Here is a 24,629-nt window from a genome sequence, read left to right as displayed (position 1 = left end):
GATATTATAAAATATCATCAAATGAAGCATTTATGTCTCTTTTGATGGCAAATATCAAATATAATTCTTAATAGTCAGACACAATTTTTTATACATAAAACAATTATTCTTTATAACTATTCTTAAATCCTACGTTTCTTTTTGCCAGAAAATAATATTTTTGTGCCCACAATTAGAATGTTCTAGCAACAGATTCTAAATTAAGTCTTATGAATTTTTAAAGATGAAAAAGACAGCTGTTTGTGAAAATCGCTAATATTGTTTGTTTTGTTTGTGTTATCCCATTTTGAGTCAGGTGTGGCTTCAAAATGGGATTTTCGCTATAAAGACAGTCTCAAAACCACCTGAATACTATCAGAAATGACCTAAATTCTATCAGCCGATAGATTTTCCCCTAAACAATGTCTGTTCTTCACCTGTCACATTTGTTGAAAACCCGTAAACTTGCAGCATCAAAATAATGATAACGAATACTCACAATTAAAAAAATAACGTATATGAAAAGTTTAAGCTTCAAGAAAGATCTGATAGGAGTACAGGATGAATTACTCCGTTTTGCATATAAACTGACGACCGATCGTGAAGAAGCAAACGATTTGTTGCAGGAAACCTCATTAAAAGCATTGGATAACGAAGATAAATATACTCCCGACACAAATTTCAAAGGATGGATGTATACGATAATGCGGAACATCTTTATTAATAATTACCGCAAAGTAGTGCGCGACCAGACATTTGTCGATCAGACTGAGAACCTTTATCACCTAAACCTGCCGCAGGATTCAGGTTTTGAAAGTACGGAAAGAGCTTACGATTTAAAGGAAATGCGCCGTGTAGTCAATGCTCTGCCGAAAGAATACAGAGTTCCGTTTGCTATGCACGTTTCAGGATTCAAGTACCGTGAGATTGCAGAAAAGTTGAATCTTCCGTTAGGTACTGTAAAGAGCCGCATATTCTTTACCCGTCAGAAATTGCAGGAAGAGTTGAAGGACTTCCGCTAACGTTTACTATCAATTTTCAGTTGGTATCAATAGGTATAGGGCAAAAGGAAACGAGATCCTTTTGCCTTTTTTATTTTATGTGTTGGAGGTCTGTATTTGTTATGGGAATTTTTTCAGTAACTTTGTCACTGGTTAATTGACTGCTCTGATTATCAGTCGAGGATAGTCGATTTGCTTCCCTTAATTTGTCGAAGAATGAATAAAGATATAAATGTTATGATAAAAGCGATCATGCTTGATGTGGATGGAACATTGGTAAGTTTTGAAACTCATAAAGTGTTGCCATCCTCTGTTGATGCCCTTAGGAAGATTCATGACGGTGGAATTCGAATAGCCATTGCTACCGGTAGAGCGGCGGGCGACCTTCATGAAATAGCTGATGTTCCGTATGACGGAGTTATCGCGTTGAATGGAGCCGACTGTGTTTTGCGGGATGGTACTGTGATAAGAAAGCACCTTATTCCGAAAGATGATTTTAAGAAAGCCATGGAAATAGCAAAGACCTTTGATTTTGCAGTCGCTATTGAATTGGATGAAGGTGTGTTTGTCAATCGTCTGACTCCGACTGTCGAACAGATTGCTAAAATCGTGGAACACCCTATTCCGGCCGTTGTAGACATTGAAGATCTGTTTGAAAAGAAAGAGTGCTGTCAGCTTTGTTTTTATATCGATGATGAGATGGAACAAAAAGTGATGCCGTTTCTGCCTAATCTTTCCTTGTCACGCTGGCATCCTTTATTTGCTGACGTGAATGTGGCAGGAATAAGTAAGGCAACCGGGCTTTCGGTATTTGCTGATTATTATGGGATCGGAATGACGGAAATAATGGCTTGCGGTGATGGTGGTAATGATATTCCTATGTTGAAAGCTGCCGGAATCGGAGTGGCGATGGGAAATGCATCGGAGATAGTCAAGGCTTCAGCCAATTTTGTTACTGATACGGTGGAGAATGACGGGCTTTGTAAGGCGCTGAAACACTTTGGAATTATTTAATATTAGGTGATCTGAAGCTTAATATTATAGGCTTGTTTCCCTATTCCTTATTCTTCGCTATTCCTGCTTTGTCCGTTACATGCTTGATAGAATGGCATTTCAGAATCATCCAAGTCAAAATGATTACCGAACTGTGTCGTGTCAAAATGAATATTTACGAAATCTTCTAGACTTGAACCGTGCTGTGTATCGTTTCTCACGGAGTTTTTGTCTGAGAATCTTGTATCTTTCCATGTAATAACGTCTGTATCAATTTCTAATATAACAGGATCTTCCATTCTTCCCTCATTTTTAGCTTGATACATCATTGGATGTTGTGTGCACAAAGTATTCCAATCCATTCTTTTCATCCAACACACGTGACAGACTATCTCCTCCAGGATATGGTATATCAATCCCTTGTTCTAAACAATCCATCCAAGAATAAAGACCGCCATGCTGAATTATAGATTCCAGATTCTTTCTATCAGTGAAATGATATAATGAGGTTATACCATGCTCCTTAAGTATTCTAATCAATGCTTGTGCATTTATCTTTTTTTCCATCTTGTTTCACTTAAAGTATGCAGATTATACTGATTCCTCAAAATGTCATGGAAGTTTTATGTTCTTCCATGTCAAGAACAGGTTGTCAACATATTATATATTTCTTTTGTTCTTAATAAGTATTCTAAAATACGGACATTTGCCATTTATCCTAAGATCTTTATCATCATCCCCCTTCCTAAATCTGACAATCTCGAATTGATCGGGGTTGTATTTATGTAAAAATGTGATAGGTACACCCATTAGGCCCGCATAGTCTCTGGGTATATCTTGTGTGCGGTTTACATTTATACCGTCATAATTGTCGTATTTCGGATATTTGTCTTCGTTTCCAATATACTCCTTTACGAGATCAATATCTTTATGCCTTAGGTTTAGTTCTAAGTTGGTAAGCCAAAGGCACCCATTGGTGGAAATAATTCTTTGACCGTCTTCATTTATTCTTACTTCTGTACCATACAAATCGTAGTGTTCTGGTACTATGAAACCAGAGATTCCTCTTCCTAGGTTAACACCCAACCATGCTTTATTCTTCTGTATAAGGTCAAATATCTCTTTGTAGGTTATTGCATTTACATTACCTATAACTAAGAACTGTTTATTATAATGCACAATCTGTGTAACAAACTCTCTGAACAAAGAAAATGGAGGGTTTGTCACAACAACATCTGCTTGCTGAAGCAAAGCAATACATTCAGCACTCCTAAAATCGCCATTCCCAGCAAATAGAGTTATGTGCATTGGAATGTTATCACCTTCATATTCACAGTAATATGCATTTTGGTTTGCTTGCAAGTTATTCTCTACTTCTCTATAACAAGAGGCAATTAGTTTTCTAAGTCCTAATCTTTGAAAGTTGTCTCTGAAATAACGAAAGAAATTGCTAACCTGTGGGTCATCGCAGTTGCAGTACACAACTTTATTTATAAAGCAATTTGGGTAATACTGCAACTCACTTTCTATATCACAAAGCTGTGTATAGAATTCATCACTCTTGGATTTTTTAGCCTTTTGTAGAAGTTTATTTGTTGCTTGTCTTGCCATAGTTATTTATTTATTTGATTCCATAAGTCTCTTCCTAACATTCGAAGGGAAGTCTCTGCGATTTCAAACATGATTTCAAACATCTTAACACCATCCCAGCTTCTTCCATTGCCCTGAGTGTAAATTGAAGCGGCTTGTAACATAATTGTTTTGTCTTCATGCTTAACAAATCTATTTTTGCACAGATTGGTGTTTATAGGCATACCATAATTAGCTGCCGTTAAGCGATCTAACCTATTAAGCATACCTGAGTTATATTCTAAGACAACCACTCTTCCATCAGGTCGAGTAACTTTTATGGTTTCAGTTAAGAAATTCGAACCTTCAAGGAATAATACATAAGGAAAGTGTGACTCTCCAAGCATCATGTTCGCTATTTCTGATATGTTCTTATGTGATCGTTCTATAGCGTTTCCTGCAGCCATAAGGTCTTGATCCTTCTTCGTACCCACAAGTTCACCCTTCTCAATGTTTTCAATGTCTTTTCCTTGGTGTTTTGCCTCTGATACCAGAATTACTCGCCAATTATTGTTATCATCTTTGACTTCAATAATTCCTCCGTCAGGGATTATACTTGCATTTTCAACAAATAATGTTTGTCCAAGATATGGATCTATCTCTTGTAGCTTCTCATTAATCTCTTTTTTTTCGACACTTTGACGGTATCTGAAACTTAACTGTGGATATTTTTCTTCCAATGCACCTAAAACTGCATATTGAATTTCTCCAGTTGCTTTATCATGCATTTTGGCTTCTACACCAAAGATGCCTACAACACCTTGACTTTCTTTATGTTGGGTTGTCAATCTCGATGATTGATTTTTTTTTGCCATAATTTAATTCTATAAGTTATTGAAATCAAGGAAATCACTAAGTGGTCTCACCTTGGCTCTATAAGTATTGATTCTTTCTTTCAAATTATTTGGAACCTTAAACTTTGGACTAGAAGTATTATCAAACTTTAGCACGATATAGTAAGTTGCGTGTGCAGGAGTGAAACCATGACTTTCCAATGTCTCTTTTGTCCATATTTGGAAGCTCCCTTTTTGTTTTAATTTAAAAAGTTGGCAATCCTCCCCACCTGTATGAAGTAATACATATTCCATCCTTTCAAATCCAAGTGTTACACATAAAGAACCATTTGATTCCCCCGCACGAAGATAACAAATACCAGTCTCTATCATTTTTGCTTTTGTTTCTCGCCTTGCATGATTTACCATGACTGTTACCTCTTCTGGATTTTCGGCAATGCGTTTCTGCATTTCTATAGAGCGTGATGGGGCTTCTATATCAATCTTTCTTCGCTTTCCCAAATTTAGGAAATCTTCGTTTTGGTCAATTCCGATGAATTTGCGACCTAAGAGATTAGCAGCTATTCCTGTTGTGCAACTACCTGCAAATGGGTCAAGTATAATTTCGCCAATTCTGGTCGATGCTAGAATAATACGATATAAAAGACGTAAAGGTTTTTGTGTGGGATGCTTTCCGCATGTTTTTTCCCACATACCAACAGTTGGCAATTTCCAAACATCAGGCATTAAAACACCTCCATTGAGTTCTTTCATTAACTCATAGTTGAAGTAATGTTTTGATTTCGGATTTTTTCTTGCCCAAATAATATACTCAGAAGAAAAGTTGAAATGCAGTTCTCCCCATGTAGGAGTTGGGTCAGATTTCTGCCATGTAATAATGTTAATAATCTGGAATCCTGCATTGTTTAAGCATTTTTTAACAGAATATATATTATGGAATGTACCACAGACCCAAATTGTTCCATTATCTTTCAACAATGGCTTACATGAATCTATCCATTCTTGATTGAATTGATCGATGTAATCTATTGATTCGGCCTTATCCCAATCTCCCTTGTCAACAGATACAATTCGTCTTCCTTGTATTTTTTTCCCTCCATTAGACAAAAAATATGGTGGGTCTGCAAATATCATGTCAACTTGTTCTTCTAATTGACCTAATATGTGTTCCGAGTTTCCTTGATAAAGGGTAAATTTATTATCTTTTGACTGGAAAAACATAATTTCAAATTTACATTATTTTAACCTTGTTAAGAAAATCATCTAACGATGGATTTTCAATAATTTCGAAAGGTTTTGACTTGGATAAGTCTGCTTTCTCAAGATGCTTGTGGAAATATCCTGTTAAAGATTCGTCTGCATCTACCATAATTGAATGTCTATTTTCTTCAATACATACCCGTCCTGTTGTTCCAGAACCTGCAAAGAAGTCCAAAACAAGAGCCCCTTCATAAGATAGAGATTTTACCAATCTTCGAATAATCTCTGTAGGTTTTTGAGTTGGGTGGCCAACTCGTTCGGATGAATTTCCATTCAATCTACCAATTTCCCAAACATTAGTCGGATTCTTTCCTTTTTCGACACTTTCAGGATTCAATCTTTTATCTTTCAATGCTGCTTTCTTTGCTTCTTCATCATATGGAACCCTAACGGCATCAAGGTCAAAGAAATATTTTTTTGTCTTAGATAGCCATATTGCTTCTTCGTGACGATTTGCAAAATAGCGATGCGCACTCATCCCATTTTTATAATACCATATTATTAAGTTGATTAGTCTTAATTTGGTATTGTGACGAGTATAATGAAGGATTTCTAACAAATCACCTTGCTTAAGATCTTGAAATTGAAATCCTCCAAAAATGACGCAGTTGCCGTTTTCGGACATAACGCGATAAATCTCATCAATCCATTGTTTTGCCCATTCCAGATAGTTCGGATAGTTATCCCAATATTCTAAATCAAGGTTATAGGGTGGATCTATCAATACTAATTGGACAGAAGAGTCAGGCAAAGTCTTCAAAAACTTGACAGCATCCTGTATATACAGTGCATGAAAAGTTTTATCAAACTCTTTTACATGCACTACAGTACTATGTTCTACTCCATCACGCTTTTGCTTGACGAGAGTTCTTAGACCGTTGTTATGATGAGATTTGTTGGCCATATTATCTATGAATTGGAAGGTAGTATTTATTGGAACCAAATTCGGCACCGAAATTTTCACGCAACATGGACATGTCGTCATCAGAAAGAGTTCCCTCCACCAAGTCGGTAATTCTTTGTTCAACAACAGCTTCATCTTCTCCCTCTTCAAATTTAATCAAATCGTAAGTTGGGAAGAAATACTTGACCGTAATATCGGAACGCCCCTGTTCAATTATTCCAAAGGTTTCAAGTATGTTAAAGAGGAATGGAATTCTGTGTTTCGCACCTTCTTCTGTAGGCACTTCAATTCCTTTAATCTCACAATAACGAGCCACAAAAGGACATGCAAAAAACTCCGTATATACTTTGTTTTTGCTTAACTGAGAACTTTTAGCCACTCCATACAGGTAACGAAGAAGAAGAGAAATAGCATCAGCTCTTAACAATAATCTTGACATTAATGTCTTAGCAGCAGGTTTCTTGTTAAGGAATGATCCAATAGTAGCATTGATTGTGCTTTCGTTGTTCATTGCCCAGCTTATCTCAGCCTTGCCTCCTTCCTTAAAGCTCATATCAATCTCATTGAGTAAAGGAAGGAGGATATTATATAGGCTCAACCCCTCAGGAGTTAATAGAATTTTAACTCCTGCAGATGCGTCAGACCTAAAATCTACTAACAATCCTAATTCCATTGCTGCCTGTAACTTGTATTTAGTTTGTCGCTGGAAAGTAGTCAATGGTTCTTTGTCATTTTCAGTTTTTTCAAATCTAACATGTTCTGGGGCTATTCGGCTATTTTCAATAGAGCCATCTCCAACAACTTTTAGAATATACATCAAATGACCAAGATGAGTACCTTGCGGAAAATGGTACGAAGACTCTGTCAGTTCACCTATTTCTTTAAGGAATTTAACCCAACTGCCAAATTCGCTGACATATCTTGCAACCTTGAACTCACCTTCATTATTGACATCTTCTGTTGAAGGTCTTCTTTTCAGCTTTTCTGTTAAATCCCAATAAGCAGCGATAAGATCCTCACGAGTTATTTCTCGATCTGCCTTGTCTTGATTATCAAGAATTTGTTCTACTTCTTCATCGAAGAATACTTCGCATTTAGGAGAATACTGATACTTAACCTTTTCTATTCGACCTTGCGCATTTTTCTTTTCTGTAGATTTACCTCCAGAAAGAATTTTCCTGATAAGATTTGCTTTTTTGTAATTACCGATAAAATCAATAACAACAACATTTCCTTTACCACCACATAATCTCAAGCCACGTCCCAATTGCTGAGTGAAAATTGTTTTTGATTCTGTTGGGCGCAGGAATAACAAAACTCTTAAGTCAGGAAAGTCAATTCCTTCATTGAATAGATCAACAGTAAAAGCAACAGTATAAACATTCTGCCTAAAGTCTTTAATTACCTTTTCACGATCTGGAGTTTCCGAAGTAATTGCTACGGCAGGAATACCTTTTAAGTTAAATAGTTCTGCCATTTCATTAGCATGCTTGATTGAACAGCAGAATCCCAAAGCTTTATTACAGTTGCCTTTTTTGATATACTCTTCAAAAATTCTTTCGTTACGCTCTGGAATAATCAAGGCTCGGTCAAGATCCTCAACTTTGTACTTATTACCATTGTAACGAATGTTAGAATAATCTATGTTATCCGTTAGTCCATAATAAGTGTATGGAACTAAGAAACCATTATCTATGGCATCATTAAGGGTATATTCAAACACCTTGTTATAATCAAAGAGTTGGAATATATCCTTACGGTCAGCTCTATCTGGAGTAGCAGTTAAGCCAAGCATGAATACATTTGGCTTGAAATAATTTAGAATTGACTGATATGTTGGAGCCTGACCATGATGAACTTCATCAATGACAATATAGTCAAACTCATTTGGTTCGAAATCTGTAAAACAGTTCCTTAGAGTATCTTTTGACGCAAATAATACTTTACTATCATGGACATGCTCTCTTGCTTCGCCAGTCAATAATCCTAACTTTGCGGTAGTATAGATTTTCTCGTATGACTCTCTTGATTGACTCAAGATGTCTAGTTTATGTACGATGAAAAGTATACGTCCCTGCGCGTTTAAAGTATCAAAAGCAGACAGATATGTTTTACCTGTTCCTGTTGGAAGGATTACAACACCCTTTTTGTGACCACCTTTTCTATAAAAATCTAAAGCGGACAGGACTTGTTGCTGAAGGTAATTAGGCTCTATTGATTTTTCGGACAAAATCTCGGGTATATGTTTGCGTAGTAGAGAAAAGAGGTCATGAGAAACCTTTTGTCTCCACCTTGGATCTTTTAACTGATTATAGGAAAATCGTAACAGAAACCAACCTGCACTTAGTATTTCGTTTTGACGATTCAAATTATCATCAAATTGCTCACCAGGGATAATACCTTCAGCATGATAACTCTCCCCATTGACCTCAAGAGCTAATTTCTTGCCATTGTATAATACGCCAAAATCTATACGACGTGATCGTCCCGAAGAATCCAAGAAAGGATACTGCGGAACAACATATTTCATTTTCCGGGTTCCCAAAATTGGGAAAAGGAATTCTCTAACAAATAGAGCTTCACTCTCTTGGGAGATACGACTCTTATAAGTTTCCATGTATTCATCTACTGAAACCTCGTCGCAATTCTCAAGAAGATTAACATAAGAACTTTCAATCTTGTCGTTATCAAAGATTTTTTCTTCTTGTATATCCATAGTTATTCCTTATTTGAAACTAACAAATCTTTAATATCCACGTCTAATAGCTTCGATATTTTATCAAGTGTATTAAGATCGGGTTGTACACTGTTGTTACACCATTTGCTAACAGTACAAGCTGACTTTCCAACCTGTTCTGCCAACCATTTACTGGTTTTGTCCTGCTCTGCAAGAACTGCTTTGAGTCGATTTAACTTTCCCATAAGATTCAATAATGATAAAGTTTGGTGTAAAGTTAATAAAATTCTATGAGAAAAAGACATTTACTTTTGGAAAGTCACTTATACACCTTTATTTTCTTTGAAAATACTATAAATTGCCACTTGACAAGTCCACTTTTCGTGTATTTTTTCCAACCAAAGTCAAATTTCAACCCAATTGTTGAGCCGCCAATGAGGTTGGTTTTTGCCCTTTTTGAATCATCCGAACCAAGTAATCAAATGACAGAAAATGAAAATTTCTAATCTTTCCGTGTTAATTTTTTGTTATCTCTTGTTTGTAGTTTGGGGTTTTCGGTAATTCTTGTTTCCAATTTGTTTCTTTTGGTGTTTTTGTGCTTTCGTTGGCATTGTGTATCAGTGAGTTACAAGAAATAAGCAGTTTGTCAAGAAGAAGATCGTGATTGTTGTTGGAAAATGTATTTTCTTTTGCTGTTGCAGTTTAAACTCTTATCTTGCGCATCTAACTCTAAGATTATTCTGATAAAATCTCCGTTTGCCGTAGTTTTGTTCATTAATGCAGATTCAACATAATCATCCATTTCTAGCACATGGAAAGAGGGGCTTTGACAGTATAAGAGATTATTTGTGTTTTCATGAAATTACGCAAGGTCACTGAAAACGGAGTTTCGGCGCAAAAAGGTCACCTCAAGGTCACTCTAAAAACAAATCAAGCAGTCAGCGATGTGCTAACTGCTTGATTTTCAACGTGGACCAGCCTGGGCTTGAACCAGGGACCTCCAGATTATGAGTCTGTTGCTCTAACCAACTGAGCTACAAGTCCGGTGTATCCTTTGTTGGATGCGGTGACAAAAGTAGTATTTTCCCTCGAATTATGCAAATCCTTTTGATAAAAAACTACGATACTTTATTTTTAGAACTTATATTTGCGCTTCGGGTTCTTGGGGAACCATCCTTTTTGTACCCGTTCTTCCTGTTCGAAAACCTCTTTAATCGTCCAGAAGGAAGAAAACGCAAACACGCCAAGCAAAGAAGATAAAATCACATTATCGATGCTTAATGAGGCGACCACACCGGCTATGCCGAGTATCAGGAATATCCACCAGCATTTTGTACCCCAATAGTATTCGGCCTTTACCACGACGGGGTGAAAAAGGCCGATAATCAAAAAGGTACATATTCCGATGAATAACCCTGCGAGGTGATATTCATTTAGAAACTCCATCATAATTATTTTTCAACGCGGATGGGGATTTCTTTCTTGATACTCTGTTCCAGAGAAATCAATGTCTCGGTAGCTACCACACCCGGTATTTCTTGCATTTTGTTATTCAGCAAATCCATCAGATGTTCGTTGTCGCATGCATAAAGCTTTGTCAGCATTGTGTACGGGCCTGTAGTGAAATGACATTCCACAATTTCGGGAATCTTTTGTAGTTCCGCTACGACAGATTTGTACATGGATCCTTTTTCCAGTTTGATACCCACGTAGGTACAAGTTCTGTATCCCAGCGATTTCGGGTTAACATGGTAACCAGAGCCTACAATGACACCTAGGTCAATCAGTCTTTGCACACGCTGATGAATAGCTGCGCGTGACACTCCACATTCGGCTGCTACGTCTTTAAAAGGGATGCGGGCATTCTGGGAGATAATCTCTAAGATCTGCCTGTCGAGGTTGTCTATTCTTTCCATAATAATAAATTGTAATTTCCTGTTGTTATCAAATAGTAAGCAAATATAGAGATTTATTTTAATTATTCTTCTTTTCCGAGAAAAAAAATAGGAAAAAGCAAAAAAAGAGGCGCAAATGTTTTGCGCCTCTTTCCTTTTTCTATTTAGAAAGAACTTCCTTATTTTTCGATGCTTACCAGTTCAACTTCGAAAATCAAAGTAGAGAACGGTTTAATCTGGTTGCCGGATTCTCTTGCACCGTAAGCAAGGTCTTGAGGGATGTAAAGTTCCCATTTAGAACCTACAGGCATCATAGTCAATGCTTCTGTCCAACCTTTGATTACTTGGTTAGCACGGAAAGTAGCCGGTTCGTTACGTTTGTAAGAGCTGTCGAATTCTGTTCCGTCGATCAAAGTACCTTTGTAGTTTACTTTCACTTTGCAAGTGTCAGCAGGAATTTCACCCTTACCTTCAGTGATTACTTTGTATTGCAGACCGCTCGGAGTTGTTTTTACACCATCTTTAGTCTTGTTCTCAGCAAGGAATTTTTCGTTTTCAGCTTTGTAGTCAGCATATTTTTCTGCCAAAGCTTTTGCTTTGATAGTTTCCATAGCTGTACGAGTGTATTCTTGAGCTGCTTCCATGGTCATTACGCCGCCTTTTTCCAAAGTACCTGCGATGAAACCTGCCAGGAAGTTTTCTTTGCTGATAGTTTTAGTAGAGTCAGTGCCAAATAATTCCTGGTTGATACCTTTCATCATCTGGTTGCTGATTTGCTGACCGATTTGCAGACCTGCCATGTAAGCGATGTCTTTTTTGCTAGTCTTGTTTGCGCCTTCGTTCAAACCTTTGATGAAATCTGCCATGTAGGTAGTATCAACGTCCAGACGACCTGTCAGATAGCCTTTCAGACCTTGAGTCTGAGCCATACCGATAGAATAAGACAGTGAGTCGATGTCTGATTTCAGATTTGCTTTAGGAGCTTGAGCTGTACAAGAAGCAAGGCTTGCAGCAGCGGCGATTGCCATAAAAATACTAACTTTTTTCATTTTGCTTTGAAATTTTTTATTTATAATACTTCGAGTAATTCTACTTCAAAAATGAGTGTGCTATGAGGAGGGATCATTTCCCCGGCACCTCTTGCGCCATAGCCGAGTTCTGACGGAATATACAGTTTCCATTTAGAACCTTCCGGCATCAGCTGCAACGCTTCCACCCATCCCGGGATTACTTGGTTGACACCGAATACAGCCGGTTCTCCGCGTTGGATAGAACTGTCGAACAGCGTACCGTCGATCAATGTTCCTTCATAGTGGCATCTTACCTGGTCGGTAGCTTTCGGCTTTTTGCCTGTACCTTCTTTGATAATTTCATATTGTAGTCCGCTGGGAAGAACAACTACCCCCGGTCCTTTTTTGTTTTCTTCGAGGAAAGCCTGTCCTTGCTCGATAGCAACGGCACCCATTTTAGCTTCCAGTTCTTCGAAATACTTGTTTACTATTTCGCGGGCTTCATTGTGGCTGATAGCCGTCTGATTGCCTTCCAATACGTCTTTGATTGCTTGTGCGAAATCATCTACCGCAAGGTTTCCGATTCCCATACTTGATAAGTTTTGACCAATTCCGAGGCCAATAGCGTAACTGAATTTATCCATATAATGTTTTTTGTTGGCGATTGAAATGCATCACCATCATGGTTTTAGCTTTCAATCAATTGCAAATTTATGAATCGCAAAAGTACGTGTTTTATTTGAATGATTTAGCATTTGCTATTTAAAAATTCTTATATCTGTGAAAGTTAATCGCTTTTCTTTTAAGAATTAGTCCTTTTATTCGTAGGATTTAATCGGCTTATTCTTATTATTTAGGTTGGTTTATGTAGATAATTAATCGTCTGACAATTGTTGTTTTTTCGTCTGACAACTGTCAGACGAAAGAATAACAGTAGTCAGACGAATAGTTGTTGCCATAAATAATGCTAACTATCTGTATCTTTCATCTTAAAGTTCTGCATAAACCGGATTATATTAAGCGTAAGAAAGTGTTCTTTTATTCGATGATTCTGATTACATTTGTGTGGCTATTAAAAAAAGAAGGAGGAATAGTAATGAAGAATCTGGTAGTTTTGACGGGTGCGGGTATGAGTGCCGAGAGTGGGATTAGTACATTTCGCGATGCAGGCGGTTTGTGGGATAAATATCCTGTAGAGCAGGTGGCTACTCCTGAAGGTTATCAGCGTGACCCGGCTTTGGTGATTAATTTCTATAATGAACGTCGGAAACAGTTGTTGGAAGTAAAGCCGAACCGTGGACATGAATTGTTGGCAGAACTGGAGAAAAACTTCCATGTAACGGTGGTGACACAGAATATCGATAACTTGCACGAACGTGCCGGGAGCAGCCACATCATTCATCTGCATGGCGAACTGACGAAGGTGTGTTCCAGTAGAGATCCTCATAATCCCCATTACATAAAAGAACTGAAACCGGAAGAATATGAAGTGAAGATGGGAGACAAGGCCGGCGACGGCACTCAATTGCGACCTTTTATCGTATGGTTTGGAGAAGCTGTGCCGGAAATTGAAACAGCCATCCAATATGTGGAGAAAGCGGATATTTTCGTTATTATCGGTACGTCGCTTAATGTATATCCTGCAGCGGGGTTGCTTCATTATGTACCGAGAGGAGCAGAGGTGTATCTGATTGATCCGAAACCGGTAGATACGCATACTTCCCGTTCGATACATGTAATTCAGAAGGGAGCTTCTGAAGGAGTGGCTGAATTGAAACAATTGTTGGGAGTTTGAGAGGTTTTCTCTTCCCGGTTTTATTCCAGTTCGGTGGCAAAAATATGATTGTTCCGGAGTACTTCCGATATTTCGAGTGCAGAGATATCCCTGCACTCGATTCTTAATATTTTCTCCCAGTCCTCAAAGTCCACATTCCATTTGTCTATTTGGGGGAACTCTGCCAAAAGCTCTCCTATGCGCTTGATGTCACGCCTTTGGGTGATAGAAGTTCGAAAAATCAGAATCTTATTTTCTTTTTCCATATTCTTTAGAGTTTTATTTTAATGAACGGAACTCCCGGATCGTCATACTGAAATGTAACCTGAAATTGCGACTTAAAAGTGAAAGGCTGCTAAAGCCGCAAAGGCGGGCGATTTCGGTGGCGGAAAGTTCCTTGTTTCGTTTTAATAATAGGGCTGCTTTTTCAATCCGGGTGCGTTTGATATAATCCGTAGGCGTTTCGCCCGTCAGGATTGTAAATACGCGATGGAAGTGGAAAGGAGAAAAGCAGGCGATACCTGCCATTTTCTGTAATGATAACGGCTGGTCTATGTGATTGTGAATATAGTCGGTCACTTTATTGATCCGTAACTGATATTCCTGTTTATTGATATCTTTCGTCTCCATGTTTTCTGCAAAGTAAAGGATAATAAATGCCGGAGAGTTGTCCTATCTTGCTAACTTCTCCGGCAGATAATCAATCTCTTTTTTGTCCTATATAGAATACGTAGCCGTAGTATTCCTTATACTTATTATATAGGCTCTCTTCATACCGTTGCCCGGTGATGAGGTCTGCGGCTGCGTCATTTCCTGCATATTCCTTTAAGAAAGCTTCCTGAACCGGGAATTGGGGAGCATAGAAATGCTCGGTCCAGCAATTTTCCGGTAAAATGAAATGGGCTGTCGGGATATATCCTGCTTTTTCCATTTGCATTATCTTTCTTGGGATCGTATCGATTTCCGGGTAATTGGCCATCCAGAAGTCTTCTATTTCGGAGGGACGTTCCGGGGTGAACCACGAGGCTTCCGTTACAGCGATAAATCCGTTCTTTTTCAGGAATTTGTTCCATTCGTTCATGCCGCGTTCGAATCCTATATTATAGATAGCGCCTTCGGACCAGATCAGATCGAGCTCTTCCTCTTGAAACGGCAGAGCGTCCATGGAGCCGACAATACCCTTTACTCTGTCTTCACAATGGGCTTCTATTGCATTTTTGTTGAATAGCTCGATAAAGTCGGGGAAAAGGTCGATACCTGTAATTTGTCCTTTCGTATAGTTGGCTAATGCCATTGTCTGACCGCCCGTGCCACAGCCAATGTCGGCTATTCGTGCCTTGTCGGACAGTTCGTTGATGAAGCTTACGGCTTTTTGTGTGACTTCAGGACTTCCGGGACCTTGACGTTTTAATGCCTTGAAGTAATTACATATCAGTGTAAAATCGAATTCGTGGATTGATTTAAAATCGTTACTCATTGTTTTAATGTTTTAGTTGTATGGCGAATGGAGGCATATGATGATGCTTGCAACCATTTGACCATACAAATAGTTTGAAAATTTAGATATAGAAAATAACTCTGACAAGAGTATGTCAGAAAACATAAGGGATAATCTGTAATGAGAGGAAGGTTTACAGATTATTTACAGAACGGAATCCTTATGGAATGAAAATGAGTTAAACATCCAATTTTTTTTTTTAGTTTGTGGCAAAGATAGGGTTTTAGGTGTAAAACCCGATGATTTCTTTTAAGAAAAAAACTGTGAGCCTGTATTTTAGCAAGAATCGTCAAATAAATCTACTTAAAAGTTGGATTGGGTGGGTGATTACTGAAGTAATGCTGATAGTTTTTGATATAACTTATTGTTTCTTTGCGTATATTCGTCTTTTTTATTTAACTTTGTGGGCAAATTCAAACAAAAAGGAGGTATATTTTAGGAATATTAATTAAAAGACATATTGTATAACTTGTAGGCAGTTATTTGACTTGGTTAAATCTAGCAAATTTAAAAGGAAGTTCAAAATAATAAGTCTAAGCTTTGTTTATACCCTTATCCAAGGGCGTAGACTGCTTTTTCTTTATTTGAACTTCGGGCTTTGCTAGAGCCTTACCAAGCAATGAAGGAAAGTGTGTTTGTGCCCTTTTTTGTATCCCTTCCCTATAATACTCTTAAATAGTAAGGTTACGGACTTACAAATAGCAGGCACTTATACTATCAACCAATTCGTATCCGACAGACAGTCGTTACAGGATTGATGAAGTATCTTAATCTTTTATTGTGTTTGGCTAAATGAGAGGTTTGATTATATCTGAAAAAGGAAAAGTTTTCGTTGCTGTTATTTTGAGCTTGCTGTGCATGACAATAGCCAGCGGAAAAGACTACTATTTTAAACATTTGGGAGTCTCGGACGGGTTGTCTCAGATTTGCATTCCTTCCATTTATCAGGATGAGTTAGGTGTGGTGTGGTTGGGGACAACGGAAGGTTTGAACAGATATAACGGCAAGGAAGTGAAAATATTCCGTCCCTCACAAGATGGCCAAGGATTGACGAATAACGAAATCAATGAATTGTGTGGGGATAAAAAAGGAAAGGTATATATCCGTTCTGGAAATGACTTGGTCAAGTTGGATATTTATAAAGAACAATTCACTTGTTTACGACAGAAAGATGTAAGAGGTATATTCTGTGAAGGAGATACTCTTTGGGTCAGTTGTGGCACCGGTATTTATTATTATACAGATAATAATCCTGATTTGGTTTTTGTAACCCGATTGCAGGTTGGAGCAGGAGAAGCCTTATATGTAAATAAGGATTCGATATGGGTCGTAACATCCAGGCATTTGATTGCCATTTCCCGTAAGAATCTTGCCAGACAGGACGTGTTGTTTTCGTTCAGCAGAGGTAAATGTATTTCAGGAGATAGTGACGGCAATATATGGGTAGGCACTTGGGATGGGGCATTCCGTATTTCTGCTACCCGTGAGATAACGCATTATAGAGATGATTCAAGAGAAAAGGGATTGTCGAACAATCAGGTTCGGTGTATATTGGAAGATAATTTTAAACGTATTTGGATAGGGACTTTCCGTGGACTCGACTGTTATGATCCGGCGGTTGATGAATGGAGCCATTATACGCGTTATGGAGATTCGTCAAATACGCTGAGTCATCATTCGATTCTATCCCTTCATAAAGATATGCAAGGCAATATTTGGATTGGAACTTATTATGGGGGAGTGAATGTCTTTAATCCTGATAAAATAAATAATCATTTCTATTATGCGGAACCTTTACAGGAAGACTGCCTGAGTTTTCCGGTTGTCGGTAAAATGACAGAAGATAATAAAGGGAATTTGTGGATTTGCACAGAGGGAGGAGGTTTGAATTGTTATCATGCGGCTACGGGAAGCTTTATCCGGTATCAGCATAATCCGGAAGATACGAAAAGTATAGGAAGTGATAATCTGAAATCAATATTCTATCGGACAGAGAATGACCGGTTGTATGTAGGTACCCATTTGGGAGGATTGTTCATTTTGGACTTAAAGTCAAACAAAGGACATACACTTCATCATATAAGGGGAAATCCGGCATCCTTGCCGCATGAGATTGTGAATGATATTCAAGAGTATAAGGGTGGGCTTGCTCTTTTGACACAGGGTGGTCCGATTTTTATGGATCCGATGACGGAGAAATTTTCTCCGCTTTCGGAAGATACTACTATTCAAAAGTTGGTGAGCCGGGAATATGCATATGAAACCTTTTTGATTGATAGCCGTCATCGTATGTGGCTTGCGTCGGCTAGTGGAGGGGTTATTTGTGTGCATTTACCATCATCGAAGGTAACTCGTTACCTATTGGATGCCAAGGATACTGCTGCAATAGGGAGATTTAAAGTTGTGCATATCTTTGAGGATAGCAGAAGAGATGTATATTTCTGTACGATAGGTTCGGGAATATTCAAATATCAGGAAAAAGAGCAAGCTTTTAAATCATACAGTACTTTGAATCATAGCCTTCCGAGTGATTACTGTTATTATATATGTGAATCGGTTGAAGACCAAAGGCTCTATCTTTTACATGGAAAAGGGCTTTCTGTCTTTAGTCGGGAAAAAGAGACAGTAGAAGATACATATCATCTCTTCAATCAGACTTATAGTCAAGGCTCCGCTTTATATCGTAGTGAGAAATCGGTTATTTTTATAGGTGGTACCAATGGGTTAGCCTTGTTTCAGGAACAATCCTTATATGCAACACCGGTCAGAAATTTCTTGAATTTTGATAAGTTACTTATTTTTAATGAGGAGATCATTCCTAATGACAATACAGGTATTTTGTCTGATATACTGGCAAAGACGTCGGATATATTTTTGAGTTACAAGCAAAATAACATAACAGTGGAATTTGCCACATTTGATTATAATAATGAGCAGAACCGTTTGTTTGAATATTGCTTGGAGGGTTTTGATAAGACCTGGACTCAAACTTCCGGAACCACAATTACTTATACAAATTTGCCTCCCGGAGATTATATACTTAGGGTTCGTTCATGGGATAACCCGAAGCCGGAGAGTGAGATTTATTTGAATGTACATGTTTCCACCCCTTTTTATGCTACTATATGGGCATATCTTTTCTATCTCCTTTGCTTACTAGGGGTAATGATCGCATTTATCCGTTTTAAAACACGGCAGGCTGCTTTAAAGTCTTCTTTGGAATTTGAGCGGAAAGAAAAGGAGAGAATTGAAGAACTAAATCAGGCAAAACTACGTTTTTTTACAAATATTTCTCACGAGTTTCGCACTCCACTTACTCTTATCCTAGGACAGATTGAAGTGTTGATGCAAATGGATAAATTAAGTACATCTGTGTATAACCGTATTCTTCGTATCTATAAAAACGCTTGGCATATGCGGGACCTGATATCCGAATTGCTTGATTTCCGTAAGCAGGAGCAAGGATATTTGAAACTGAAGGTAGAAGAACAAAATTTAGTCACTTTTACTCGTCAGATTTATATGTGCTTTTATGAATATGCTCAAAAGAAGGAAATCAATTATCGTTTTAATCATGTGGAAGAATCAATTTCCGTATGGTTTGATTCGACACAAATGCAAAAAGTGATCTTTAATCTGTTGTCAAATGCCTTTAAATATACATCTAATAAAGGTATGATAACGATTGAGGTCAGAAAAATTGCTTCCCAGGCTTTGGTTTCGGTTTGTGATACAGGTATAGGAATCCCGGCAGAACAGATCTCGAAGATTTTTGACCGATTCTATCAGACAGACAATTCTTCCTCAGCTTTTACTTTGGGGACAGGAATCGGATTGGCTTTGGCTAAAGGAATTATGACTATGCATCATGGAAAGATAGATGTGGAGAGTACAGTAGGTAAGGGGACTAAGTTTACTTTGTTTCTTCCTTTGGGAAACCGGCATTTTAGTGATGAAGAGATGGCGGTTACGGAGGGACGGGAGTCGGTTATTGTTCAGGAGACCGTTCCCATTCATGATCAGATTATTGAGCCGGCACAACATCCGTCTCTGCAAGAAAGTGTGAAAGGAGATAAGCCTGCTGTTCTTTTGGTTGATGATAATGAAGAATTATTATCTATGTTGGAGGACATCTTTTTACCGATGTATAAGGTATATATTGCACGGAATGGGCGCGAAGGTTGGGTGATGGCACAACAAATACAGCCTGATTTGATAGTGAGTGATGTGATGATGCCTGAAATGTCAGGAAAGGAATTATGTTATAAGATTAAAACCAATGTGGAACTTTCTCATATTTCTGTAGTTCTGCTGACTGCCCAAACTTCTGTAGAATATGTTGTGGAAGGTTTGATGTTCGGAGCGGATGATTATGTAACGAAGCCATTTAATGTAAAGGTATTATTAGCCCGTTGCAATAATCTCATAAAGAATAAGAAGCGCCTGATCGCTCATTATGCAGATAAAACAGTAACAGAGTCTTCTGTACCGGAAGTTATTAATGAACGTGATAGGGAGTTGCTGGTGAAATGTGTCAGTATTATAAAAGAGAATTTTGAAAATCAGGAATTTGATGTTACGACACTTGCTTCTGAACTTTGTATGGGGCGCAGCAAACTATATATGCAATTCAAACAGATAACCGGATTGACTCCGAATGAGTTTATTTTAAAAGTAAAACTTGATGAAGCTATGTTTCTGTTAAAGAACCATTCCGAGTTTAATATTTCAGAGATTTCTATCCGATTAGGTTTTTCTTCACCTCGTTACTTCAGTAAATCCTTCAAATCATATTTTGGAGTTGCTCCACAAGCAGTACGGAGTAAAAAAGGAGAGTAGTCCTGATTTGTTCATTTCCATTTTGAAATGGACGAATCGTACCGAAAATGACTAAAGACACAATAAAGTTGAATCCATCTCTTTCACTTTCTTCACTGGAAGATAATTATCTGTCTGACAGCTGTTCCCTGTGAACAGACAAAGAGTAACTTTCTTCTTCACGGTCTTCACGCCTTCACAGTGTTTACACTTTCGCAGTTTTGTATCTTCACAGTTCGTAGCCTTCATCTCAGCTATGACAATCTTATCAAATTAAATAGTTTGCATATGAGAAGCCAACTATTGTTGTCTATCTAGCTGACTACTGTTGTCTAAACAGCCGACTCTAGTTGGCTAGATAGGCAACAGAGGTCGGCGATTAGTGAATAGAAACAAAATACATCATTCATATAGGTTCTTAGTCTATTTTATTGTAAGATGCATAAGACAAGAGCTTGTAGAATGAATTAATCCATAACCGTACAGATTTGGACAGGTTCTTATAAGCTTGTTTTGTGGTTGTTATTTGCTAGAATTGTGTGGGGTATAACTTGTGAGAAATTGGAAAGAAGAAGCAAAATGTACCCAAATCTTCCATAAAATGTGGTCGTTTCTTCCATGCGGATTCACAAGCTTTCTTTTTGCAATATTTACGTTTATGGAAATTGTATGTCTCCTATACTTTTACGGTGCTTTAATTTTTAGTGCATCATTGAACCTCTAATATTATTTATCACATGAAAAGCAAATTGATAACGCTGCTATTATTATTAATTACTGTCGGTTCTGTAACCTTTGCCCAGGAGACTAAAAAGGAGATTCCTTTGAAATATGGAGCTACGAATGACGGTAAAAGACAAGATCCTGCTATGCAAAAATTCCGCGATAATCGTCTGGGGGCTTTTATCCATTGGGGACTATATGCCATTCCCGGAGGAGAATGGAATGGGAAAGTGTATGGTGGAGCAGCCGAATGGTTGAAAAGTTGGGCAAAAGTACCTGCTGACGAATGGTTGAAATTGATGGAACAATGGAATCCCACAAAATTTGACGCAAAGAAATGGGCTAAAATGGCGAAAGAAATGGGTGCCAAGTACGTAAAGATTACAACGAAGCATCATGAAGGCTTCTGTTTGTGGCCAAGCAAATATTCAAAATATACGGTTGCGAATACTCCTTATAAAAAAGATGTATTGGGCGAAATGGTAAAAGCCTATAATGACGAAGGCATTGATGTGCACTTTTATTTCTCTGTAATGGATTGGAGCCATCCCGACTACCGTTATAGTATCAAATCCGAAGAAGATAGTATTGCATTCAGCCGCTTTCTGGAGTTTACGGACAATCAGTTGAAAGAATTGGCTACGCGTTACCCGACAGTGAAAGATTTTTGGTTTGACGGTACATGGGATGCCAGTATCAAGAAGAATGGCTGGTGGACTGCTCATGCGGAGCAAATGTTGAAAGAAATGCTGCCAGGCGTTACTATTAACAGCCGTCTGCGCGCCGATGATAATGGAAAACGCCATTTCGACAGTAACGGACGCCTGATGGGAGACTATGAATCCGGTTACGAGCGTCGGCTGCCCGATCCGGTGAAAGATCTTAAAGTAACGCAATGGGACTGGGAAGCTTGTATGACTATTCCTGAAAACCAATGGGGATATCACAAAGACTGGTCATTGAGTTATGTCAAAACTCCGATTGAGGTAATTGATCGTATTGTACATGCTGTCTCTATGGGTGGAAATATGGTTGTAAACTTTGGCCCGCAGGCAGATGGAGATTTTCGTCCGGAAGAAAAAGCGTTGGCTACAGCTATCGGCAAATGGATGCACCGTTATGGAGAAGCTGTCTATGCTTGTGATTATGCCGGATTCGACAAACAGGATTGGGGATATTACACACGCGGCAAAAATGGTGAAGTGTATATGATAGTATTTAATCAACCATATAGTGAACGTCTAGTGGTAAAAACTCCGAAAGGAATTTCAGTTGAAAAAGCTGCCTTGTTGGGAACCGGCGAAGAGATGAATGTTGTCGAAACAGCCCGTAACGAGTATAACATATCTATCCCTGAGAAGAGTCCGGATGAACCTTATGTCATCCGGCTTAAAGTTCGTGCAGCTAAAGGAACAAAGGGAATTTATCGGGATGCTTTGACATAAACCAAACAGGGAATTAGATTATGAAGTTCAATTCTACATTTATATTATTGATGCTTCTCGGGCAGTTCTTCTCTCTTGCTGCCCGTGAAGTGACCTCTTTCAATGAAGGATGGTTGTTCAAACGCGGTCCCTTTTCGGAAGAGCCGGTAAAAGTGGCTGCCCAGTGGAATGGGAAATGGGAAACAGTAAATTTGCCTCATACATGGAATGCTAAAGATATGCAGGTAAAAGCGGCTTCCTTTTACGAAGGAGTCGGCTATTATAAAAAAAAACAATTCTTTGGCGAAGGCTTGAAAGGGAAGCGTGTATTTCTTCGGTTTGAAGGTGTGGGCGCAAACACCGAGGTTTATGTGAACGGTAAGCTTGTCGGCACACATAAAGGAGGATACAGTGCTTTTGCTTTTGAAATCGGAACCGCTTTAAAGCTCGGTGCTGAAAACGAAATCATGGTGAAAGCTGACAATGCTTCCCGTGCGGATGTTATTCCTGTGAATCATAACCTTTTCGGTGTGTATGGAGGAATTTATCGTCCGGTTTGGCTTATTATTACTGAGCAAAATAACATAACAGTAACCGATTGTGCTTCTCCGGGAGTGTATATTACCCAGAAAAACGTATCTAGACGTTCGGCAGATATTGCTGTGAAGGTAAAACTGGATAACGGTAGCCTGACTCCTGCCAGTCTGGTGCTTGAAAACATCATTTATACACGAGAGGGAAAGAAAGTGGATTCTCATCGTCTTCTTTTGGAACTAACTCCACAAGGAACACAAACTTATGTCTCCTCTTTTGAGTTGAACAGGCCTCATCTCTGGCAAGGACGTAAGGATCCTTATTTATACAAAGTTGTTTCACGTCTGATGGCGGATGGAAAAGTAATTGACGAAGTAGTCCAACCGTTGGGTATCCGTAAATATGAGATTATAGCCGGTAAGGGATTTTATCTGAACGGTGAGAAGTATCCGATGTATGGAGTAACCCGTCATCAGGATTGGTGGGGGCTGGGGAGTGCTCTCACTAATAAGGAACATGACTTTGATTTGGCACAAATTATGGACATAGGAGCAACAACTGTTCGTTTTGCCCACTATCAGCAGTCGGATTATCTGTATTCTTGCTGTGATTCATTGGGACTTGTCATTTGGGCTGAAATACCTTTTGTGAATCGTGTGACAGGGTATGAAGCCGAAAACGCACAATCTCAACTCCGTGAATTGATTCGTCAGAGTTTCAATCATCCTTCTATTTATGTCTGGGGATTACATAATGAAGTATATCAACCTCACGAATATACGGCCGGACTGACACAGGCACTTCATGACCTTGCCAAGACAGAGGATCCGGACCGCTATACAGTAGCCGTCAATGGCTTCGGACACGCTGAGCATGCGGTGAATCAGAATGCTGATATTCAGGGAATGAACCGTTATTTCGGGTGGTATGAGAAGAAACTGCAAGATATTGAACCGTGGGTGAAAGGGCTTGAAGAGAAATATCCGTGGCAGAAACTGATGTTAACAGAATATGGCGCGGACGCTAATCCGGATCATCAGACAGAATATCTTGGTGATGCCTTGAACTGGGGAAAACCTTTCTATCCCGAAACATTCCAAACCAAAACACATGAGTATCAATGGAGTGTCATCTCGAAACATCCTTATATCATTGCTTCCTATTTATGGAATATGTTTGACTTTGGCGTGCCGATGTGGAGCCGTGGAGGCGTACCTGCCCGTAACCTGAAGGGGTTGATGACTTTTGACCGGAAAATGAAAAAAGACTCTTATTACTGGTACAAAGCCAACTGGAGCGAAGATCCGGTACTCTATCTGACTCAACGCCGTAACACTGATCGAGAACGGAAACAGACTTCTGTGACTGTCTATTCCAATATTGGTATTCCGAAAGTATATCTCAACGGAAAGGAACTGACTGGTATTCGTAAAGGGTATACTGACGTACATTATGTTTTTGATAATGTAACATTAGAAGATGGAATAAATAAAATAAAAGCCGTCGCAACACATGATGGAAAAATACGCACAGACGAAATCGAATGGATTTATACAAGGGAAAAAAGACGCAGTGCCGATTCACGTGAAAACAAGAATGAACATGCCGGTTGGTAATCCCCGGCTTTATAATATGTAAAAAATATTGTTAAACCTTTAAATATGAAAGCCTATGTGAAACTATGATCTTGCATTGATTTGAAAAACACTTGGAATA

At 38.6% G+C, this 24,629-nt stretch carries 21 protein-coding genes and 1 tRNA gene; 6 read left to right on the top strand and 16 right to left on the bottom strand.

Translation table 11 applies throughout. The features are described from left to right. Positions 1-497 precede the first annotated feature (497 nt). Entirely contained in the window at positions 498-1,001 is a 504-nt protein-coding gene (locus I2I13_RS10045; protein WP_148365742.1) for an RNA polymerase sigma factor, read from the top strand. Positions 1,002-1,217: 216 nt separating this feature from the next. Next, positions 1,218-1,994 carry a Cof-type HAD-IIB family hydrolase gene (locus I2I13_RS10040; RefSeq protein ID WP_195649398.1) on the top strand — a complete coding sequence of 259 codons (777 nt, stop codon included), beginning with the start codon at positions 1,218-1,220 and terminating at the stop codon, positions 1,992-1,994. Between the two features lie 47 nt (positions 1,995-2,041). Here the strand turns inward: I2I13_RS10040 and I2I13_RS24635 are convergent, their stop codons facing one another. From I2I13_RS24635 to I2I13_RS09975, 13 genes are all read right to left on the bottom strand, one after another. Beyond that, the gene (locus I2I13_RS24635; RefSeq protein ID WP_255518813.1) at positions 2,042-2,272 is read right to left on the bottom strand and encodes a DarT ssDNA thymidine ADP-ribosyltransferase family protein; all 231 of its coding nucleotides are present in this window, start codon (positions 2,270-2,272) and stop codon (positions 2,042-2,044) included. 13 nt (positions 2,273-2,285) lie between these two features. Further along, positions 2,286-2,540, bottom strand: coding sequence for a DarT ssDNA thymidine ADP-ribosyltransferase family protein (locus I2I13_RS24630; RefSeq protein WP_195649396.1), 255 nt, complete (start codon positions 2,538-2,540; stop codon positions 2,286-2,288). A 93-nt stretch (positions 2,541-2,633) separates the two neighbouring features. After that, entirely contained in the window at positions 2,634-3,584 is a 951-nt protein-coding gene (locus tag I2I13_RS10025) for an adenine-specific methyltransferase EcoRI family protein (RefSeq protein ID WP_195649395.1), read from the bottom strand. Positions 3,585-3,586: 2 nt separating this feature from the next. Further along, on the bottom strand, positions 3,587-4,417 hold the full coding sequence (locus I2I13_RS10020) for an EcoRI family type II restriction endonuclease (RefSeq protein WP_195532071.1): 831 nt from the start codon (positions 4,415-4,417) through the stop codon (positions 3,587-3,589). A 9-nt stretch (positions 4,418-4,426) separates the two neighbouring features. Beyond that, positions 4,427-5,617, bottom strand: coding sequence for a site-specific DNA-methyltransferase (locus I2I13_RS10015; RefSeq protein WP_195649394.1), 1,191 nt, complete (start codon positions 5,615-5,617; stop codon positions 4,427-4,429). Between the two features lie 10 nt (positions 5,618-5,627). Further along, positions 5,628-6,560, bottom strand: a complete 933-nt coding sequence (locus tag I2I13_RS10010; RefSeq protein ID WP_195649393.1) for a site-specific DNA-methyltransferase — start codon at positions 6,558-6,560, stop codon at positions 5,628-5,630. Position 6,561: 1 nt separating this feature from the next. Further along, a complete protein-coding gene (locus I2I13_RS10005) occupies positions 6,562-9,276 on the bottom strand; it encodes a DEAD/DEAH box helicase family protein (RefSeq protein ID WP_195532068.1) in 2,715 nt (904 codons plus the stop codon). A gap of 2 nt (positions 9,277-9,278) precedes the next feature. Next, the gene (locus tag I2I13_RS10000; protein ID WP_195532067.1) at positions 9,279-9,482 is read right to left on the bottom strand and encodes a helix-turn-helix transcriptional regulator; all 204 of its coding nucleotides are present in this window, start codon (positions 9,480-9,482) and stop codon (positions 9,279-9,281) included. A gap of 725 nt (positions 9,483-10,207) precedes the next feature. Further along, positions 10,208-10,281, bottom strand: a tRNA-Ile gene (locus I2I13_RS09995). A gap of 90 nt (positions 10,282-10,371) precedes the next feature. Continuing rightward, a complete protein-coding gene (locus tag I2I13_RS09990) occupies positions 10,372-10,683 on the bottom strand; it encodes a DUF4491 family protein (protein ID WP_148365852.1) in 312 nt (103 codons plus the stop codon). A 5-nt stretch (positions 10,684-10,688) separates the two neighbouring features. Further along, on the bottom strand, positions 10,689-11,153 hold the full coding sequence (locus I2I13_RS09985) for an Lrp/AsnC family transcriptional regulator (protein ID WP_004302580.1): 465 nt from the start codon (positions 11,151-11,153) through the stop codon (positions 10,689-10,691). A gap of 158 nt (positions 11,154-11,311) precedes the next feature. Continuing rightward, a complete protein-coding gene (locus tag I2I13_RS09980; protein WP_009001118.1) occupies positions 11,312-12,181 on the bottom strand; it encodes an FKBP-type peptidyl-prolyl cis-trans isomerase in 870 nt (289 codons plus the stop codon). A 20-nt stretch (positions 12,182-12,201) separates the two neighbouring features. Continuing rightward, positions 12,202-12,786, bottom strand: coding sequence for an FKBP-type peptidyl-prolyl cis-trans isomerase (locus tag I2I13_RS09975; RefSeq protein ID WP_008775241.1), 585 nt, complete (start codon positions 12,784-12,786; stop codon positions 12,202-12,204). A gap of 452 nt (positions 12,787-13,238) precedes the next feature. Here I2I13_RS09975 and I2I13_RS09970 point away from each other — a divergent pair, with 452 nt between their 5' ends. Then, on the top strand, positions 13,239-13,937 hold the full coding sequence (locus tag I2I13_RS09970; protein ID WP_148365696.1) for an NAD-dependent deacylase: 699 nt from the start codon (positions 13,239-13,241) through the stop codon (positions 13,935-13,937). Positions 13,938-13,957: 20 nt separating this feature from the next. On the opposite strand, the gene I2I13_RS09965 is transcribed toward I2I13_RS09970, so the two are convergent. From I2I13_RS09965 to I2I13_RS09955, 3 genes are all read right to left on the bottom strand, one after another. Then, positions 13,958-14,182: a hypothetical protein gene (locus I2I13_RS09965; protein ID WP_004311131.1), complete on the bottom strand. Its 225-nt coding sequence runs from the start codon at positions 14,180-14,182 to the stop codon at positions 13,958-13,960. 13 nt (positions 14,183-14,195) lie between these two features. Further along, the gene (locus tag I2I13_RS09960; protein ID WP_004302575.1) at positions 14,196-14,546 is read right to left on the bottom strand and encodes a helix-turn-helix domain-containing protein; all 351 of its coding nucleotides are present in this window, start codon (positions 14,544-14,546) and stop codon (positions 14,196-14,198) included. A gap of 70 nt (positions 14,547-14,616) precedes the next feature. Then, entirely contained in the window at positions 14,617-15,393 is a 777-nt protein-coding gene (locus I2I13_RS09955; RefSeq protein WP_122135737.1) for a class I SAM-dependent methyltransferase, read from the bottom strand. 879 nt (positions 15,394-16,272) lie between these two features. Here I2I13_RS09955 and I2I13_RS09950 point away from each other — a divergent pair. The 3 genes from I2I13_RS09950 to I2I13_RS09940 all read left to right on the top strand — a co-directional run bounded on the left by I2I13_RS09950 (position 16,273) and on the right by I2I13_RS09940 (position 24,529). Continuing rightward, positions 16,273-20,253 (top strand): two-component regulator propeller domain-containing protein, encoded by a 3,981-nt coding sequence (locus I2I13_RS09950; protein ID WP_229128610.1) that lies wholly within the window; start codon positions 16,273-16,275, stop codon positions 20,251-20,253. A 716-nt stretch (positions 20,254-20,969) separates the two neighbouring features. After that, positions 20,970-22,400, top strand: coding sequence for an alpha-L-fucosidase (locus tag I2I13_RS09945; RefSeq protein ID WP_195649391.1), 1,431 nt, complete (start codon positions 20,970-20,972; stop codon positions 22,398-22,400). Positions 22,401-22,420: 20 nt separating this feature from the next. Next, positions 22,421-24,529, top strand: a complete 2,109-nt coding sequence (locus I2I13_RS09940; protein ID WP_195649390.1) for a glycoside hydrolase family 2 protein — start codon at positions 22,421-22,423, stop codon at positions 24,527-24,529. Positions 24,530-24,629 lie beyond the last annotated feature (100 nt).

This window comes from Bacteroides sp. D55t1_190419_B8 (assembly GCF_015558905.1).
In the GTDB taxonomy this organism is placed as follows: domain Bacteria; phylum Bacteroidota; class Bacteroidia; order Bacteroidales; family Bacteroidaceae; genus Bacteroides; species Bacteroides vicugnae.
Note: the sequence above shows the minus strand (reverse complement) of the source record. Positions and strands in the feature narration are given on the sequence as shown.